At 72.0% G+C, this 15,354-nt stretch carries 15 protein-coding genes; 8 read left to right on the top strand and 7 right to left on the bottom strand.

What is annotated here, in order from left to right:
- Positions 1-21: 21 nt before the first annotated feature.
- On the bottom strand, positions 22-984 hold the full coding sequence (locus IL992_RS01320) for an LLM class F420-dependent oxidoreductase (protein WP_193201448.1): 963 nt from the start codon (positions 982-984) through the stop codon (positions 22-24).
- 120 nt (positions 985-1,104) lie between these two features.
- On the opposite strand from IL992_RS01320, the gene IL992_RS01315 reads away from it, so the two are divergent.
- Positions 1,105-1,254 carry a GPGG-motif small membrane protein gene (locus tag IL992_RS01315; RefSeq protein ID WP_167530303.1) on the top strand — a complete coding sequence of 50 codons (150 nt, stop codon included), beginning with the start codon at positions 1,105-1,107 and terminating at the stop codon, positions 1,252-1,254.
- A gap of 87 nt (positions 1,255-1,341) precedes the next feature.
- On the opposite strand, the gene IL992_RS01310 is transcribed toward IL992_RS01315, so the two are convergent.
- From IL992_RS01310 to IL992_RS01300, 3 genes are all read right to left on the bottom strand, one after another.
- The gene (locus IL992_RS01310) at positions 1,342-2,070 is read right to left on the bottom strand and encodes a metallophosphoesterase family protein (protein ID WP_319018251.1); all 729 of its coding nucleotides are present in this window, start codon (positions 2,068-2,070) and stop codon (positions 1,342-1,344) included.
- Complete coding sequence (locus IL992_RS01305) at positions 2,067-2,312, bottom strand: BON domain-containing protein (protein WP_193201447.1); 246 nt, start codon at positions 2,310-2,312, stop codon at positions 2,067-2,069. Before IL992_RS01305 ends, IL992_RS01310 begins: the two co-directional genes overlap by 4 nt.
- Before the next feature lie 334 nt (positions 2,313-2,646).
- Positions 2,647-2,832, bottom strand: a complete 186-nt coding sequence (locus tag IL992_RS01300) for a hypothetical protein (RefSeq protein WP_193201446.1) — start codon at positions 2,830-2,832, stop codon at positions 2,647-2,649.
- A gap of 59 nt (positions 2,833-2,891) precedes the next feature.
- Between IL992_RS01300 and IL992_RS01295 the strand changes: the two genes are divergently transcribed.
- Positions 2,892-4,100: a glycosyltransferase gene (locus IL992_RS01295; RefSeq protein WP_193201445.1), complete on the top strand. Its 1,209-nt coding sequence runs from the start codon at positions 2,892-2,894 to the stop codon at positions 4,098-4,100.
- A gap of 25 nt (positions 4,101-4,125) precedes the next feature.
- Complete coding sequence (locus tag IL992_RS01290; protein ID WP_193201444.1) at positions 4,126-5,049, top strand: glycosyltransferase family 9 protein; 924 nt, start codon at positions 4,126-4,128, stop codon at positions 5,047-5,049.
- Here the strand turns inward: IL992_RS01290 and IL992_RS01285 are convergent.
- Together IL992_RS01285 and IL992_RS01280 are read right to left on the bottom strand one after the other, a co-directional pair.
- Positions 5,009-6,091, bottom strand: coding sequence for a DNA topoisomerase IB (locus IL992_RS01285; protein WP_193201443.1), 1,083 nt, complete (start codon positions 6,089-6,091; stop codon positions 5,009-5,011). The genes IL992_RS01290 and IL992_RS01285 overlap by 41 nt on opposite strands.
- Positions 6,088-7,140 carry a glycosyltransferase family 9 protein gene (locus IL992_RS01280; protein ID WP_193201442.1) on the bottom strand — a complete coding sequence of 351 codons (1,053 nt, stop codon included), beginning with the start codon at positions 7,138-7,140 and terminating at the stop codon, positions 6,088-6,090. The genes IL992_RS01285 and IL992_RS01280 overlap by 4 nt, the downstream gene beginning before the upstream one ends.
- Positions 7,141-7,320: 180 nt before the next feature.
- On the opposite strand from IL992_RS01280, the gene rfaE2 reads away from it, so the two are divergent.
- The 4 genes from rfaE2 to IL992_RS01260 all read left to right on the top strand — a co-directional run bounded on the left by rfaE2 (position 7,321) and on the right by IL992_RS01260 (position 11,952).
- On the top strand, positions 7,321-8,778 hold the full coding sequence (gene rfaE2, locus IL992_RS01275) for a D-glycero-beta-D-manno-heptose 1-phosphate adenylyltransferase (RefSeq protein ID WP_193201441.1): 1,458 nt from the start codon (positions 7,321-7,323) through the stop codon (positions 8,776-8,778).
- Positions 8,779-8,788: 10 nt separating this feature from the next.
- Positions 8,789-9,037 (top strand): hypothetical protein, encoded by a 249-nt coding sequence (locus tag IL992_RS01270; protein WP_193201440.1) that lies wholly within the window; start codon positions 8,789-8,791, stop codon positions 9,035-9,037.
- A gap of 10 nt (positions 9,038-9,047) precedes the next feature.
- A complete protein-coding gene (locus tag IL992_RS01265) occupies positions 9,048-10,040 on the top strand; it encodes an SDR family oxidoreductase (protein WP_142558261.1) in 993 nt (330 codons plus the stop codon).
- 79 nt (positions 10,041-10,119) lie between these two features.
- Positions 10,120-11,952, top strand: coding sequence for a transketolase (locus IL992_RS01260; RefSeq protein WP_193201439.1), 1,833 nt, complete (start codon positions 10,120-10,122; stop codon positions 11,950-11,952).
- Positions 11,953-11,958: 6 nt separating this feature from the next.
- Here the strand turns inward: IL992_RS01260 and IL992_RS01255 are convergent, their stop codons facing one another.
- A complete protein-coding gene (locus IL992_RS01255) occupies positions 11,959-14,214 on the bottom strand; it encodes an ATP-binding cassette domain-containing protein (protein ID WP_193201438.1) in 2,256 nt (751 codons plus the stop codon).
- A 62-nt stretch (positions 14,215-14,276) separates the two neighbouring features.
- On the opposite strand from IL992_RS01255, the gene IL992_RS01250 reads away from it, so the two are divergent.
- A complete protein-coding gene (locus IL992_RS01250; RefSeq protein ID WP_193201437.1) occupies positions 14,277-15,263 on the top strand; it encodes a helix-turn-helix transcriptional regulator in 987 nt (328 codons plus the stop codon).
- Positions 15,264-15,354: the final 91 nt, after the last annotated feature.

Genomic DNA, 15,354 nt, shown 5'->3' with positions numbered 1-15,354 from the left:
AGCGCCGCTCCCCCAGACGCGTCAGCGCCGTTCCCGCAGGCGCGGGAGGATCTGCGTCGAGTAGAACTCGAAGAATCCCTCCTGCTCCTTGCCGATCTGGGAGATGTAGACCTCGTCGAAGCCGGCGTCCACGTACTCACGGATCGCGCTCAGGTGCGCCTCCGGGGAAGGCCCGCAGGGCGTCGACTGGGTGGCTGCCTCCTCCGTAACGAGCTGCGAGAGCTGCTCGAAGTGCCGCGGCAGCGGCAGGAGCTGGGCGGCCTCGCCCGGGATCCCCTGGTTGGGCCAGAGCCGGTGAACGGTCCTGCGCGCATCGGCCTCGTCGTTCGCCCAGCACACCTTCAGCCCGGCCGCGCTCGGCTTGCCCTCGCCGCCCGCCTTGTGGAACGCCTCGACCATGTCGGCGGCGGGCGCGGTGTGGATGTAGCCGTCGCCGAGCCGCCCCGCGAGCTCGACGGACTTGGGCCCGAAGCCCGAGATGTAGATCGGCGGAGGCTGGTCGGGCAGCGAGTACAGCCGGGCCGTGTCCACCTCGTAGAACTCGCCGCGGTAGGTCACCAGCTCGCCGGTCCACAGCTCCCTGATGACGTCCAGGGCCTCCTCCAGCATGCGCTGACGCTCCTCGGCCGGTGGCCACTGGTCGCCCAGGATGTGCTCGTTCAGCGCCTCACCGGTGCCGACCCCCAGGCGGAACCTGCCGTCCAGCAGGATCTGGGCGGTCGCCGCGGCCTGGGCGATGATCGCCGGGTGGATGCGGATGATGGGACAGGTGACCGCGGTGGTCACCGGCAGCGACGTGGCTTGTGAGACGGCCCCGATGACGGACCACACGAACGAGCTCTCGCCCTGCTCGTCCAGCCACGGGTGAAAGTGGTCGGAGATCCACAACGCCTCGAAGCCGGCTTCCTCGGCGAGTTTCGCCTGACGTACCAGCTCCTTGGGGTCATGCTCCTCGCTGGACAGAAAATATCCGAAAGTGGTCATGTATCACCACATGCCCGAATAGTGTCAAGCAAACGTAACAATGGGTGCTTCCGCCGCAAATTCGATCGGCCCCAGGACTGGATGATGTTACGAGCCCCTTTGTAGGGGCAGTGGAGGGCCATGGCTACTCTGCTTTGGATCATCGCCGTGGTACTGGTAATCGCCGGGATCTACGTCATCCTGGCCCGTCGGGACATCCTCTGGGGGATCGTCCTCATCGTCCTCGGATTCCTCGTCGGCCCCGGGGGCGTCAGCATCTTCAATCCCTAGCCCAACCTCGCCCACACTACTCGCGGACACCGAGACGGCGGCCGGCCGAAGTGGCCGGTCGCCGTCTCGCGATGAGAACGCGGCGAATCAGCAATGGTCGCCGTTCAGGCAGTAAACGGTGTAGGAGTGCTTGATGACTGGAAGGGCGACATTCCGCACCCGAATGCCTCCCGGAGTGACGCCCTTTTCCGTGCCCGCGTGCGCGTGACCGTGAATGAAGAGATCCGCGCCCTCGGCGTCGGCCGCCTCCGCCAGCATGTAGCTGCCGAGGAACGGATAGATTTCCGGCGGCTCGCCCATGAGCGTGTCCTTGACCGGCGAGTAATGGCTGAGCACGATCTTGTGGTCGGCGTCCAGCTCCTTGAGCGCCCGCCGCCACCGCTCGGCGATCTCCTTCGTGTGCCGGACGAACGCCTTGGTCTCCGGCTCCCCGAACTCGCTCGCGCACTTCCCGGCGAAACCGCCGCCGAAGCCCTTGCCGCCGGCGACTCCGAGCCGTACGCCGTCGATGGGGACGACCGTGCCCTCGTCGTCGAGGACGGCGATGCCGGCGTCGCGGAGGAGGTCGATGATCTCCTCGTTGCGGTCGGAGTGGTAGTCGTGGTTGCCCAGCACGGCGATGACGGGGATGGGCAGGCCGCTCAGCTCCTCGGCGACCACCCGGGCCTCGGGGATCGTGCCGTGCCTGGTCAGATCGCCTCCCACCAGCAGCACGTCCGCACGGCGCTCGATGCCCTCGATCTTCTTGCGATAGTGGCCGCGCAGGTCCTCGCCCAGATGGATGTCCGCGACGGCGGCGATCCGCAGCTCCCTCACAGATGCTCCTCCTCTCCCGGCTCCCGCACCTCCACCAAGGTGATCTCGTTGTGCATCCGCAGGCCCGGAGCCGCCTCCCGGGCGACGTTCTCGATCTGGTGCCGCCGCTCGTCACAGGAGACCTGGCCGCGCAGGTAGACCTCTTCTCCTCGCACGTCGACCCGAATGCCCAGCTCGGTGGTTCGTTCGTCCTCCGCGAGAGCCCGCTGCACGCGGGCCGCGACATAGTGCGGCGTCTCCATCTCTTCCCCTCGTGTATCCCCCTCGGTTCCGTATGGCTAGCGCTGCCCGGCCCTTTCCGGGCGAAACCACTGGTTTGACGGGCGCTAGGGTGGATATGGTTCTTGGTATTCCTGGTGCCTAAGACGCAGGTACCTCCTTGGCGTGAGCATGCCGTGATGGAGGAGCGTCTTGGGAACGTGTGACCGGACTTCACCCCGCCCTGAGTCAGCCTTCAAGCGAGGCACCGCGGGCACCGGCAGCACCGCCTTCCCCACCTCTTCCACCGGCACTCCCTCCACCGGCCCCCACATCGCCGCCCGTCCCGTACGGGCCGCCTCCGGCGCCGCCCCCCGCTTACGCGCCGCCGTCCCCGCGGGCCACGCGCCCGCCCTCCGCCGTCCCGCCGCGGCCCGCCATGCGTGCGCCGCCGTCGTCGCGGGCCCTTCCGCCCCGGGGAACCGCCGTGGCCGCGTCCGCGCCGGCCGCTTCCTCGCACCGCGACCGGCCGCCGCCCACGCCCCGGTCGCCGGGCCTGCACACCTGGACTCCCTGACCCCCGAGCCGGGTACTCATCACCGCCGCTCTTGGAGGAACCCCCAGTGAAGATCGCCATGGTCTCGGAGCACGCCAGCCCGCTCGCCACCCTCGGCGGTGTCGACGCCGGCGGCCAGAACGTGCACGTCGCCGCCCTCGCCCGCGAGCTGGCCCGCGCCGGGCACGAGGTCACCGTCTACACGCGCAAGGACCGCGAGGACCTGCCGGAAACCGTCGCCTTCGGCCCGGGTGTGAATGTCGTCCACGTCCCCGCGGGCCCCGCCTCCGAGATCCCCAAGGACGAGATCCTCCCCTGGGTCCCCCACTTCGGGAAGTGGCTGCACGACCGGTGGCTGTTCGACCGCCCGGACGTCGTGCACAGCCACTTCTGGATGAGCGGCCTGGCCGCGCTCGCCGCGGCGGAGAAACTGCGCATCCCGGTCGTCCACACCTACCACGCGCTCGGCAGCGTCAAGCGGCGTCACCAGGGCCCGGCGGACACCAGCCCGCGCGAGCGCATCGAGGCCGAGGCCCACATCGGTCGCCGCGTCGACGGCATCATCGCGACCTGCACCGACGAGGTCGACGAGCTGATCCGCATGCGGGTGCCGCGCCGCGCGACCCGGGTCGTCCCCTGCGGAGTGGACGTCAGCACCTTCCACCCCCACGTCGAGCCGCTGGAGCGGCCGGAGCGGCCGCGCCTGCTGTCGGTCGGCCGGCTCGTGCCGCGCAAGGGCCTGGAGACCACGATCAGGGCGCTGCAGTATCTGCGGGACGCCGAACTGGTCATCGCGGGCGGCCCCCCGGCGGCCGAACTGCACCACGACCCCGAGGTCACCCGGCTGCGCTGGCTCGCGACCCAGGCGGGCGTCTCCGACCGGGTCCGCTTCCTGGGCCGGGTCGAGCGCGACACGCTGCCCTCGCTGATGCGCTCGGCCGCCGCCGTCGTGTCCGTGCCCTGGTACGAGCCGTTCGGGATGGTGGCCCTCGAGGCGATGGCCTGCGGCGTCCCGGTCGTCGCCTCGGCCGTCGGCGGCCAGAAGGAGACGGTGGTCAACAACGTGACCGGCCTTCTCGTGCCGCCCCGCAAGCCCGCCGTGCTGGCCAAGGCGCTACGCAAGCTGCTCGACGACCCGGTGCGGCGCACGGCGTACGGCATCGCGGGAGCCGACCGGGCCCGCGCGAGGTACGCCTGGAGCCGCATCGCCGCCGAGACCCTGGCCGTTTACGACCGGGTCCTGTCCACCCGGGAGCTGGAAAGGAGCGCCTCTTGATCCTGCCTACCCCTGGGGTGAGCCGGTGACGTCGACTGCCCTCGTGCTGCGCTCTGACGGCATCGGGGGTCTGCTCACCGTGGTGCCCGCGCTGCGCGCCCTGCGCCGCCACGGGCTGCGCGTCGTCCTGGCCTGCCCGCCGGAGCTGAGCGAACTCGCCGCGCTCACCGGCGCGGTCGACCGGATCCTGCCCGCGTACGGGCTCGCGCCGCTGTCGTGGCCCGGGCCCGGCGAGGAGGACGCCGATCACCCGCCGCTCCTGCCGGACCTCGCCGTCAACCTGCACGGCCGCGGGCCGCGCAGCCACCGCATCCTGCTGAACCTGCGCTACCGGGGCGAGGGGACGAGACGCCTGTGGGCGTACGCCAACCCGGACGTCCCCTGGGTCAGGGGGCCGTGGTGGGACCCGGGCGAGCACGAGGTGCTGCGGTGGTGCCGGCTGCTCCAGTGGCATGGCGTGCCCGCCGATCCGGATGACTCGGCGCTGCCCACTCCCCTGACCGCGAGCGCCGCGCCGGGGGCCGTCGTGATCCACCCCGGCGCGGGCGGCACGTCGCTGCGCTGGCCCGCCGACCGGTTCGCCGAGGTTGCCCGGATGCTGACGGACGAGGGCCTGCCCGTCGTGATCACCGGCAGCGCGCGGGAGCGGCCGATGGCCCTGCTCGTGGCGACCCGGGCGGTGCTGCCGCCGCAGATCGTGCTCGCGGGCCGCACCTCGCTCCGGGAGCTGTGCGCGCTGGTCGCCGGGGCCCGGCTGGTCATCAGCGGCGACGTCGCGATGACGCGGCTCGCCGCGGCCTATCGGACGCCCTCGGTGCTCGTGTCCACGGCGGACCGGCGGCACCCGATCCTGCACGAGGTGGACGGCGCCGACCATCTCGACGCCGCGGTCCCGGCCGCCCAGGTGGTCAACGCCGCCGTGCGGGCGCTCGGCGCAGGAGTTCGATGACGGCCTCCTCGACCGGCCCGTGGGTGGCGAGCCGGCCCTCGCCGGTATCCTCACCCAGCCGTTCGAGGGGGATCGTCCGTCCTTTCTCGTACAGCGCGACGATGCGCGGGTCCACGTAGGAGGCGCGGCACACCGACGGCGTGTTGCCCAGGTACTCCGACACCTCCTTCATCACCCTGGAGACCGCCCGCTTGCGCCCCGCGCCGCTGCGTACGGGGCGGGAGACGGCGAGCCCGACCGCCGCCAGCACCGTGGCGTGCCAGGTGCGGAAGTCTTTGGCCGAGACGTCGGTGCCGAATGTCTCCTTCAGGTAGGCGTTGATGTCCGCGCTCCGCACGTCCACCCAGCCCTCGTCGGTGCGGTAGCGCAGCAGCTCGCCCCGGTGCCCCTTCGACAGCGACGTCAGCACCTCGCACACGTCGGCGTCCGCCAGCACCTGCTCCCGCTCCTTGCGGCCCTTGGCCAGGTAGCGGCACATGACCTTGCCGTCGCCGCACTTCACGTGCGAGGTCTTCAGCGTGGCCAGGCCGTAGGAGTCGGTGTACTCCTCCCCGCCGACGCGGAAGAAGCCGATGTCGAGCATGCGTGCGGCGGTGGCCAGCACGCGCTCGCGGCTCAGCTCGTCGCCGCGCAGGTCGCGCGCGACCCGCTCGCGGAACGCGGGGAGCCGCTGGGCGATCTCCAGCACGTGGTCGAACTTGGCCTCGTCCTGCTGCCTGCGCCATTCGTCGTGGTAGCGATACTGCCGCCGGCCCGCGGAGTCGGTGCCCACGGCCTGGAGGTGGCCGTTCGGATGGGCGCAGATCCACACGTCGGTCCAGGCCGGCGGGATCGCGAGGGACTTGATCCGGCGCAGCGTGGCGCGGTCCTTCACGGGCCGGCCCGAGGCCCAGATGTAGCTGAACCCGCGCCCCCGGCGCCTGCGCCGGATGCCCGGCTCGCTCGGGTCGCTCGGCCGCAGTTCGACGGGCGGCGTCTCGAAGACCTTCGCCTTCTCCGCGAGACTCTTCTCCGCGACCGCCTTCTCGGCGACGGCGCTCATCGCAGCAGGTCCCACGCCTGTTCGAGCACGTCGTCCACGCTCACGTCACCCACCCACGAGACGTCTCGGTGGCCGCACTCCCGCATGCCCAGCTTGGGGTCGGCGGGTGTCCCGCAGACCGGGCAGCCGGACGTCCAGGAGATCAGCGGCCGCTGGTGACCTCTGCTCAAAGGGCCCCAGTTGATCATGTTGCCGCACCAGTAGACCCCCACGGTGGGAGTGCCGGTCGCCGCCGCCAGGTGGCGCGGCCCGGTGTCGTTGGAGACGAGCAGGTCGCAGGCGGCGTACAGCGCGGTGAGCCCGCCGAGGGACAGCTGTCCGACGACGGCCCTCGCCGGGGTCTGCATCTGCGCGACGACCTTCTCGACGACCTCCCGCTCCTCCTCGACGCCGGTCACCACCACCGGCCGTCCGAGGCGGTCGGCGACCTCGGCGAAGCGTTCCGGCGGCCATCTCCTGCGCCGGTCCCCCGCGCCCGGGTGGATCGCCACCAGCCCCCGCGGCACCTTGCCGAGCGTGCGGTTCAACTCGGCCCAGTCCTCCCTGACGACCGCGACCCTCGGCTCGATCTCGTTGGTGGCCGCGCCGAGCAGCCCCGCCACCTCCAGATAGCGAAGGGTCTCGTGCTGGTAGTGGACGTACGGCACCCAGCGGTCGAGCGGTGCGGCGTCGGGGGTGCGCAGGCCTGCCGTCACCCGCGCGCCGAGGCGGCGGATGAACGGATTGGAGTTGCGCCCGCCGCCGTGCATCTGGACCGCCAGGTCGAACCTGCGCTGCCGCAGGTCCTCGTACAACTCCTCGGGGGCGACGGGCCCGTCCGGCGGGGAGGAGACGCCGGAGATGGGCGGCAGCGCCACCACCTCGTCCACCGGGCCCGGGCGGTCGCGCAGGAACCGCGCGTGCCACTCGCGGCCGAGCAGGGTGATCTTGGCGGCGGGATAGGCCCGCCTGAGCGCCTCGATGGCGGGCAGTGCCAGCAGCAGGTCGCCGAGGGCGTTGGCCCTCAGCACGGCGATCCGCTCGACTCCTTCGATGAGCAGCGCGCTCATGCCACCCCCTCGCCCATTGGACACCCCCCCATTCGTCCGGCCCGCCGGCTGATCCCCGGCCGAGCGCTCGTGTGGAGCGACGTCTGATCCCGGTTACCCCGGTGCGGCGGCCCCAAACCGGGCGGCCGGGTCTGCCGTGCCTGTTGTTTCCCCTGCGCCTGCGGGGGTAGCCGCCGATGTATGACGGAAGAGACGCTCAACCGTTTCGGTGAAGTCACAGCCGTCGTCGTCGGGGACGTGATGCTCGACTCGTGGCTGCGGGGCCGCACGAAGCGCATGGCGCAGGAGGCCCCGGTGCCGGTGGTGACCGTCGAGCAGATCGAGGACCAGCCGGGCGGCGCCGCCAACACGGCCGTGAACCTGGCCGCCCTCGGCGCACGGGTCCACATGGTGGGCGTCACCGGCGCCGACCCCGCCGGGGCGACGCTCAACGCGACCCTGGGACGGCTCGACATCGAGGGCCTGGTCATCGTGCGGAGCTGGCGGACCTCGGTCAAGCGCAGGGTGCTGACCGACGGCCAGATCGTGGCGCGGTACGACGAGGAGGACGAGGCGCCGCTGCCGGAGGCGGCCGAGCGCGAGCTCATCGAGCAGATCACCCGGCTCGCGGCGGACGCCGACGTCATCATCGCCTGCGACTACGGCGGCGGGGTGTGCACCCCGAACGTCCGCCGGGTGCTGTGCGACCTGAGCATCGACCGGAGCGAGGGATCGCGCGGCGCGCCGATCCTCGTGGTCGACGCCCACGACGTGGCCGCCTGGCGGGACTGCCGGCCGACGGCCGTGCTGCCCAACTACGCAGAGGTGCGGCGGTTGCTGGGCGAGGTGCTCGGCGACCGCGACGACCATGACAGGGTCGCGTTCCTGTCCGCGCGGTCGGAGGACCTCATCGAGGCCACCGGCGCCGGCCTCGTGGTCACCACGCTCGACGGCGAGGGCACGCTGCTGCACCGGCGTGGCAAGGAGCCGCACCGCACGTACGCGACCCCCGCGCCCGACACGATGAGCATCGGCGCGGGCGACACCTTCACGGCGGCGTTCTCGCTCGCCCTGGCGGCCGGCGCCGAGCCCGAGCGCGCCGCAGACATCGGCCAGGCGGCGGCGAGCGTGGTGGTGCGCCGGCAGGGGACGGCCGCCTGCTCCCACGAGGACCTGCTGCAGGCGCTGCGCCCCGACACCGCGCTGCCGCCCGAGCGGCTGGCCGCGTGCCTGGAGCGCGACCGCGCCGAGGGCAGGCGGATCGTCTTCACCAACGGCTGCTTCGACGTGCTGCATCGCGGCCACGTCGCCTGCCTGGAGGAGGCCGCCCGGCTCGGCGACGTGCTGGTCGTCGCGGTGAACGGCGACGACGGCGTGGCCCGGCTGAAGGGGCCGGAGCGCCCGATCAACCGGTGCGAGGACCGGGTGGCGGTGCTCGCGGCGCTGGGTTGCGTGGACTACATCACCGTCTTCGACGAGGACAGCCCGACCGAGCTGCTGCGGCTCGTCCGGCCGGACGTGTACGTCAAGGGCGGCGACTACCACCCCGACCTGCTGCCCGAGGCGGAGCTGGTCAGGGAGCTGGGCGGGGAGGTGCGGATTCTCGGTTACGTCCCGGACCGCTCCACCACGGCGATAGTGAACCGGATTCGAGGGTAGAGGGGCCTCCATGACCGAAGAACAACGCTCGCCGACGGGCAAGCCCATGGTGGAGGCGACCCCGATGGATGTGATCCGCATCCGCATCGGGTCGTTCGCACTGGTCTTCTGCGTCGCCGTGCTGGTGCTTTCCTTCGTCGGCCGCCTGTGGTGGCTGACCGGGATCGTCGTGGTGATCATGGCGGGCATCGGCCTCAGCATGGCCTTCGCCGTGCGCAAGCAGAAGAGACTTGGCGGCGGGCCGCAATCGAGAGGATGACGAGGTGAGCCTGAAGGACAAGGTCGTCGTGGTGACCGGCGCGAGCGGCGGGGTGGGCCGCGCGGTGGTCCGGCAGCTCGGAGCGGAGGGCGCGAAGGTCGCGCTCATCGCCCGTGGAGAGGCGGGCCTCGCCGGCGCCGCCGTGGACGTCGGGGCCGAGGGCGGCACCGGGAAGACCTTCGCCGCCGACGTCTCCGACTACGACCAGGTCCGCCAGGCCGCCCAGCGGGCCGAGGCCGAGCTGGGCCCGATCGACGTGTGGATCAACATCGCGTTCACGACGGTGTTCGCGCCGTTCCTGGAGATCACACCAGAGGAGTACGAGCGCGAGACCAAGGTGACCTATCTGGGCTACGTCTGGGGCACCCGGGTGGCCCTGGAGATGATGAAGCCGCGGGACAAGGGCGTCATCGTGCAGGCGGGTTCGGCCCTGGCCTACCGGTCGATCCCGCTGCAGTCGGCGTACTGCGGCGCCAAGCACGCGATCGTCGGGTTCACCGAGTCGGTGCGGACGGAGCTGCTCGCCGAGGACTCGGGCGTGAAGATCACGGTGGTGCAGCTCCCGGCGCTGAACACCCCGCAGTTCGACTGGGGGCTGAACCGGATGCGGCGGCACGCGCAGCCGGTGCCGCCGATCTACCAGCCGGAGGTGGCCGCCGACGCGCTCGTCTACGCCGCCGAGCATCCGGAGCGCAAGGAGTACTGGGTCGGCGGGATGACCGCGGCCACGATCATGGGCCAGCGGGCGGTGCCCGCCCTGCTCGACCGCTACCTCGCCAGAACCGGGGTGAAGTCGCAGCTCACCGGCGAGAAGGCGCCGACCGGGGTGTCCAACCTGTGGGAACCCGCGGACGAGGACAAGGACTACGGAGCGCACGGCAGCTTCGACCGGCGGTCGCACGGCCGCAGCGTGCAGTTGTGGATGTCGCAGCACCGCCGCCTGGTCACCCTCGCCGGTCTCGGGCTCGCCGCCGTCGCCGGTCTCGGCCTGCGCCGCCGCTGACGACTGCGAAATTCCCGACATATCGAGGTACGCACCTTTTGCGGCGATACGAAGGGGAGTACGGGGGTAGTCGGGGGCGATGGACGAGCTTGACTACCGCTTCCTGTGCGAACTCGCGGCCCAGCTCCGGGTGGACTCGGTCCGGGCCGCCGCGGCCGCCGGCTCGGGGCATCCGACGTCCTCGATGTCGGCGGCCGAGCTGATGGCCGTGCTGCTCGCGCGTCACCTGCGCGTGGACGTCGCGGATCCGGCCAACCCGGCCAACGACCACCTCGTCTTCTCGAAGGGGCACGCCTCCCCCCTCCTGTACGCGATGCTCAGGGCCGCCGGGGTGGTCACCGACGAGGAACTGCTGACCTTTCGCAGGCGCGGCAGCCGCCTGGAGGGCCATCCCACCCCGCGGGTGCCGTTCGTCGACGTGGCCACCGGTTCGCTGGGCTTCGGCCTGCCCGTGGGGGTGGGGCTCGCGCTGACCGCGCGCAGGCTGGACCGCCTGCCCTACCACGTGTGGGTGTTGTGCGGCGACAGCGAGCTCGCCGAGGGATCGATGTGGGAGGCGTTCGAGCACGCCGGGCACGAGGGGCTGAACAACCTCACGGCGATCATCGACGTGAACCGGCTCGGCCAGCGCGGCCCGACCCGGCACGGCTGGGACCTCGGCGCGTACGCCGCCAGGCTCGGCGCCTTCGGCTGGCACACGATCGAGATCGACGGCCACGACCCCGGCCAGATCGACTACGCGCTCGCCGACGCCCGGGCCACCCGGCGCCGTCCGACGGCGATCATCGCGAGGACCTGCAAGGGCCGCGGCGTCTCGGCCGTGGAGAACCGCGAGGGCAAGCACGGCAAGCCGCTGGAGGACGCCGAACAGGCGCTCGGCGAGCTCGGCGGGCCCCGCTCCCTCACCGTCGAGGTCGCCCCGCCCGACGCCCCGGCCGCGCCCTACCGGTACGCCGACGGGGCCCTCGACCTGCCGAGATACGAGGTGGGTGAGCAGGTGGCCACGCGGACCGCCTTCGGCGAGGCGCTGGCCGCGCTCGGCACGGCGCGAGGCGACGTCGTCGCGCTCGACGGCGAGGTGGCCGACTCGACCAAGCTGGAGGCGTTCGCCAAGGCGCACCCGGAGCGGTTCTTCGAGTGCTACATCGCCGAGCAGCAGATGACCGCCGCCGCCATCGGCATGGCCGCGCGCGGCTGGACCCCCTACGCCGCGACGTTCGCCGCCTTCCTCACCAGGGCGTACGACTTCGTCCGGATGGCGGCGGTGAGCCGGTCCGGGATCTGCCTGGTGGGGTCGCACGGCGGGGTGTCGATCGGCGAGGACGGGCCCTCCCAGATGGGCCTGGAGGACCTCGCGGCGTTCCGCGCGGTGCACGGCAGCACCGTGCTGTACCCCTGCGACGCGAACCAGACGGCCCGGCTGGTCGCGGACATGGCCGGCCTGGAGGGCGTCCGCTACCTGCGGACCACGCGGGGCGAGACGCCGGTGATCTACGGCCCTGACGAGGAGTTCCCCGTGGGCGGCTGCAAGATCCTGCGCACCGGTGGGCAGGCGACCGTCGTCGCCGCGGGCGTCGCCGTCCACGAGGCTCTGGCCGCCGCCGACCTGCTCGCCGAGGACGGCGTCTCCGTCACCGTGATCGACGCGTACTCGATCAAGCCGCTCGACTCGGCCGAGCTGGTCGAGATGGCCCGGGCGACCGGGAAGGTCGTCACCGTGGAGGACCACTGGCCTGAGGGCGGGCTCGGCGACGCCGTGCTCTCGGCGCTCGCGGACGCGCCGGTGCCGGTGCCGGTGCGCAAGCTGGGCGTGTCGCGGATGCCCGGCAGCGCGACCTCCCAGGAACAGCTGGAGGACGCCGGCATCGACAGGGGCGCCATCCGCGAGGCCGTCCTGTCCCTGCTCCGATGAATACCGCTACCGGCGGGCGGCGAGGGCGCGGGCCGTCGGCGTCCCCGCGTCCGGCGGGTAGTCCGCGACGTGCCCCTGGTAGAGGACGTTCCCGCCGTGCCTGCCGGGGCCTGGCCCGAGATCGATCAGCCAGTCGGCCTGCCGGATGACGTCCAGGTTGTGCTCGATGACCACGACGGTGTGCCCCCGGTCGACGAGCGCGTCCAGGACCCGGAGCAGGCCGTCGATGTCGCTCATGTGCAGGCCCGTGGTGGGTTCGTCGAGCACGTACGTCGTGGGCCGCTCGGCGTCGCGCAGCTCCTTGGCGATCTTGAGCCGCTGGCACTCCCCTCCGGACAGCGTGGTGAGCGACTGGCCCAGCCGGAGATAGCCGAGACCGGCCTGCGACAGGTGCCGCAGCGCCCGGTCGACGGCCTTGTCGGGCAGCCGGTGCCTGGCCTGGTCGACGGAGAGTGCGTCGACGTCGGCGATGGACAGGCCGTCGACGGTGTACGCGAGCACTTCGGGGGTGAAGCGCCGCCCTTCGCATGCCTCGCAGACGACCTCCTGGCCGTCCATGAAGGCCAGATCGGTGTAGATGATCCCGAGTCCGTCGCACTTCGGGCAGGCGCCGTCCGAGTTCGCGCTGAACAGCGCGGCGGAGACGCCGTTGCGCCGGGCGAACAGCCTGCGGACGGCCGACGCGATGCCGGTGTAGGTGATCGGCGTGGACCGGCGGTTGACGCCGACCGGCCTCTGGTCGATCACGACGGCGTCGTGCTGCTCGACGAGTTCGGCGGCCAGGCTGGACTTCCCCGAGCCGGCGACGCCGGTGAGTACGGTCATCACACCGGTGGGGATGTCCACGGTGACGCGCCGCAGGTTGTTGCGCGTCGCCTCGGCGACGGTGATCGCCGCCTTGGCCGTACGCGGGGCCGTCTTGATGGGCGCGGGCCGGGAGAGCGCGCGTCCCGTGGGGGTGGCGGCCCGCCGGAGCTCGGGGAACGTGCCCTGGAAGACGAGCCGGCCTCCGTCGGCGCCGGCGCCGGGACCGATCTCGACGACCTGGTCGGCGACGGCCATGACGGCGGGGTCGTGCTCGACGACGAGGATGGTGTTGCCCCTGTCGCGCAGCCGCTCCAGCAGGCTCGTCATCGACTCGACGTCGGTGGGATGGAGCCCGGCCGTGGGCTCGTCGAACACGTAGAGCATCTCGGTGAGGCTCGACCCGAGATGCTTCACGATCTTGATGCGCTGGGACTCGCCGCCCGACAGCGTCGTCGTCGCGCGTGCCAGGCTGAGATACCCCAGGCCGATGGCGTCCATGGCGTCGAGCCTGGCGGTCAGCGCGGCGACGACGGGAGCGACATCCGGTGCGTCGACGCCGCGGACGAGCCCGGCGAGTTCGGCGACCTCCAGCCGGGACAGCTCGCCGATGGTGTGCCCGAGGACGGTGGCGGAGCGGGACGCCTCGTTGAGCCGGTCTCCCCCGCAGTCGGGGCAGATCTGCGACCGGGTGAACCGGCGGATCGTCTCCTGCTTGCGCTCCGACAGGTCCCCCGAGGCGTGCAGGTAGATCCGCTCGAACCGCTCGACGACCCCCTCGTAGTCCTTCGGCAGCCCGCGCCCCAGCCGCCGTCCCAGCCGCGCCGCCGCCTCGCCCCCGTGGAGCAGGGCGTCGCGCTCGTCCCGGCTCCAGTCGCGCAGCGGCGTCTCCGGGCTGAACACGCCGATGTCGGCGTACTGGGAGTACCAGTAGTTGCCGTCGCCGAACCCGGGAAGCCGGATCGCGCCCTGCCGCAGCGACTTGTCCGGGTCGAGGATGCGGTCCACAGCCGTGACGACGACGTCGCCGAGCCCCGAGCACGTGGGGCACATTCCGGCCGGATCGTTGAACGAGAAGTGGTTCGACTCGCCCACGTGCGGCGTGCTGAGGCGGGAGAACAGCAGCCGCAGGTAGGTCCAGGTGTCGGTGATCGTGCCGACCGTGGAGCGGGCGTTGCCTCCGAGGCGCCGTTGGTCGATCACCACTACCGGTGAGAGCCCGTCGATGTGCTCCACATCGGGACGCGTCCACTTCGGCAGCCGGTTCCTCGCGAACGGAGGGAAGGTCTCGTTCAACTGGTAGCCGGCCTCCGCGGCGATCGTGTCGAAGACCAGCGACGACTTGCCGGACCCCGAGACGCCCGCGAAGACCACGAGGCGGTCGCGCGGGATGTCCACGTCCACACCGCGGAGGTTGTTCGTGCGGGCCCCTCTGATGGAGATGTGTGGTGAAGCCATAATCGCGACCGTACGGGCAATTGTGGCCGGATTCTGACCTCGATTGCGGGCATGATGGGCGGGTGGCCGACGTGACCCGACGCATGCTGGCCCTGCTGTCGATCCTCCAGACGGGACGGCCGTTCAGCGGGGACGAACTCGCCACGCGCCTGGACGTCAGCCCCCGCACCGTACGCCGCGACGTGGACCGGCTCCGGGAGTACGGCTATCCCGTCGAGACACAGCCCGGACCGGGCGGCTACTACCGGCTCGTGGCGGGCCGCACGATGCCCCCGCTCGTCCTGGACGACGACGAGGCGATCGCCGCGCTGCTCGGTCTCGCCACTCTCGCCTCCTCCGGTTCCGGCGAGGACGGGGCCCTCGACGACGCGGCCACCCGCGCGTACGGCAAGCTCGACCAGTTCCTGCCCGCGCGGCTGCGTCCGCGCGTGGCCGCGCTGCGGGCGAGCCTCGAGACCGACCGCCAACTCGCGCCCGCCGTGAGCGCGGCGCTTCTGGCCGGTCTCGCCGAGGCGATCAACGACAGGGAGGTCGTGCGGTTCGGCTACAGCGACAGGCACGGCGAGGAGAGCCGCCGGCGGGTGGAGCCGCACCGGCAGATGCATCTGCTTCAGCGCTGGTATCTGCTGGGCTGGGACCTGGACAGGGACGACTGGCGGGTGTTCCGCCTCGACCGCGTCCGCGACCTGGTGCGCACCGGCGTCCGGCACGCTCCCCGCGCCCTGCCGGCCGACGCGGCCCTCTCGTACCTCCGTCAGGGCCTCAACGCGGACCGCCGGCGCGTACGGCTCGTCGTGCGGGCGCGGCTCGGCCAGGTGGCCGACGCGTTGAAGTTCGAGGACGCCGAGATACACCAGGGGCCCGGCGACCGGGAGACCCAGGTGACGATCTGGCTCGACTCCTGGGAATGGCTCGTCCTCGGCCTCGCCCGCCTCGACGCCGACTTCACCGTCATCGAGCCCGCGGACTTCCGGAGCGCCTATGCCGCCTTCGCCCGCCGACTCCTCGCCGCCTCCGGCCCGGGCCCCGTGGAGCCGCCGACCGCGTGAATGCGCCGCCGCCCGTGTGAAAGCGCCGTCGGGCGCCCCCCCGCGGGGGGGCCCCCCGCGGGCGCGCCGGGGGGCGGGGGCGGGGGGGGGC

The organism is Microbispora sitophila (assembly GCF_014892245.1).
GTDB lineage: Bacteria > Actinomycetota > Actinomycetes > Streptosporangiales > Streptosporangiaceae > Microbispora > Microbispora siamensis.
This window is presented reverse-complemented; position numbering and strand designations above follow the sequence as displayed.

Excerpts from the sequence above, each read along its gene's own strand:
- IL992_RS01270 (WP_193201440.1), top strand. The coding sequence starts at position 8,789 with ATGACCGAAGAACAACGCTCGCCGACGGGCAAGCCCATGGTGGAGGCG.
- IL992_RS01315 (WP_167530303.1), top strand. The coding sequence starts at position 1,105 with ATGGCTACTCTGCTTTGGATCATCGCCGTGGTACTGGTAATCGCCGGG.
- IL992_RS01320 (WP_193201448.1), bottom strand. The coding sequence starts at position 984 with ATGACCACTTTCGGATATTTTCTGTCCAGCGAGGAGCATGACCCCAAG.
- IL992_RS01285 (WP_193201443.1), bottom strand. The coding sequence starts at position 6,091 with ATGAGCGCCGTCGCCGAGAAGGCGGTCGCGGAGAAGAGTCTCGCGGAG.
- IL992_RS01305 (WP_193201447.1), bottom strand. The coding sequence starts at position 2,312 with ATGGAGACGCCGCACTATGTCGCGGCCCGCGTGCAGCGGGCTCTCGCG.
- IL992_RS01260 (WP_193201439.1), top strand. The coding sequence starts at position 10,120 with ATGGACGAGCTTGACTACCGCTTCCTGTGCGAACTCGCGGCCCAGCTC.
- IL992_RS01280 (WP_193201442.1), bottom strand. The coding sequence starts at position 7,140 with ATGAGCGCGCTGCTCATCGAAGGAGTCGAGCGGATCGCCGTGCTGAGG.
- IL992_RS01255 (WP_193201438.1), bottom strand. The coding sequence starts at position 14,214 with ATGGCTTCACCACACATCTCCATCAGAGGGGCCCGCACGAACAACCTC.
- rfaE2 (WP_193201441.1), top strand. The coding sequence starts at position 7,321 with ATGACGGAAGAGACGCTCAACCGTTTCGGTGAAGTCACAGCCGTCGTC.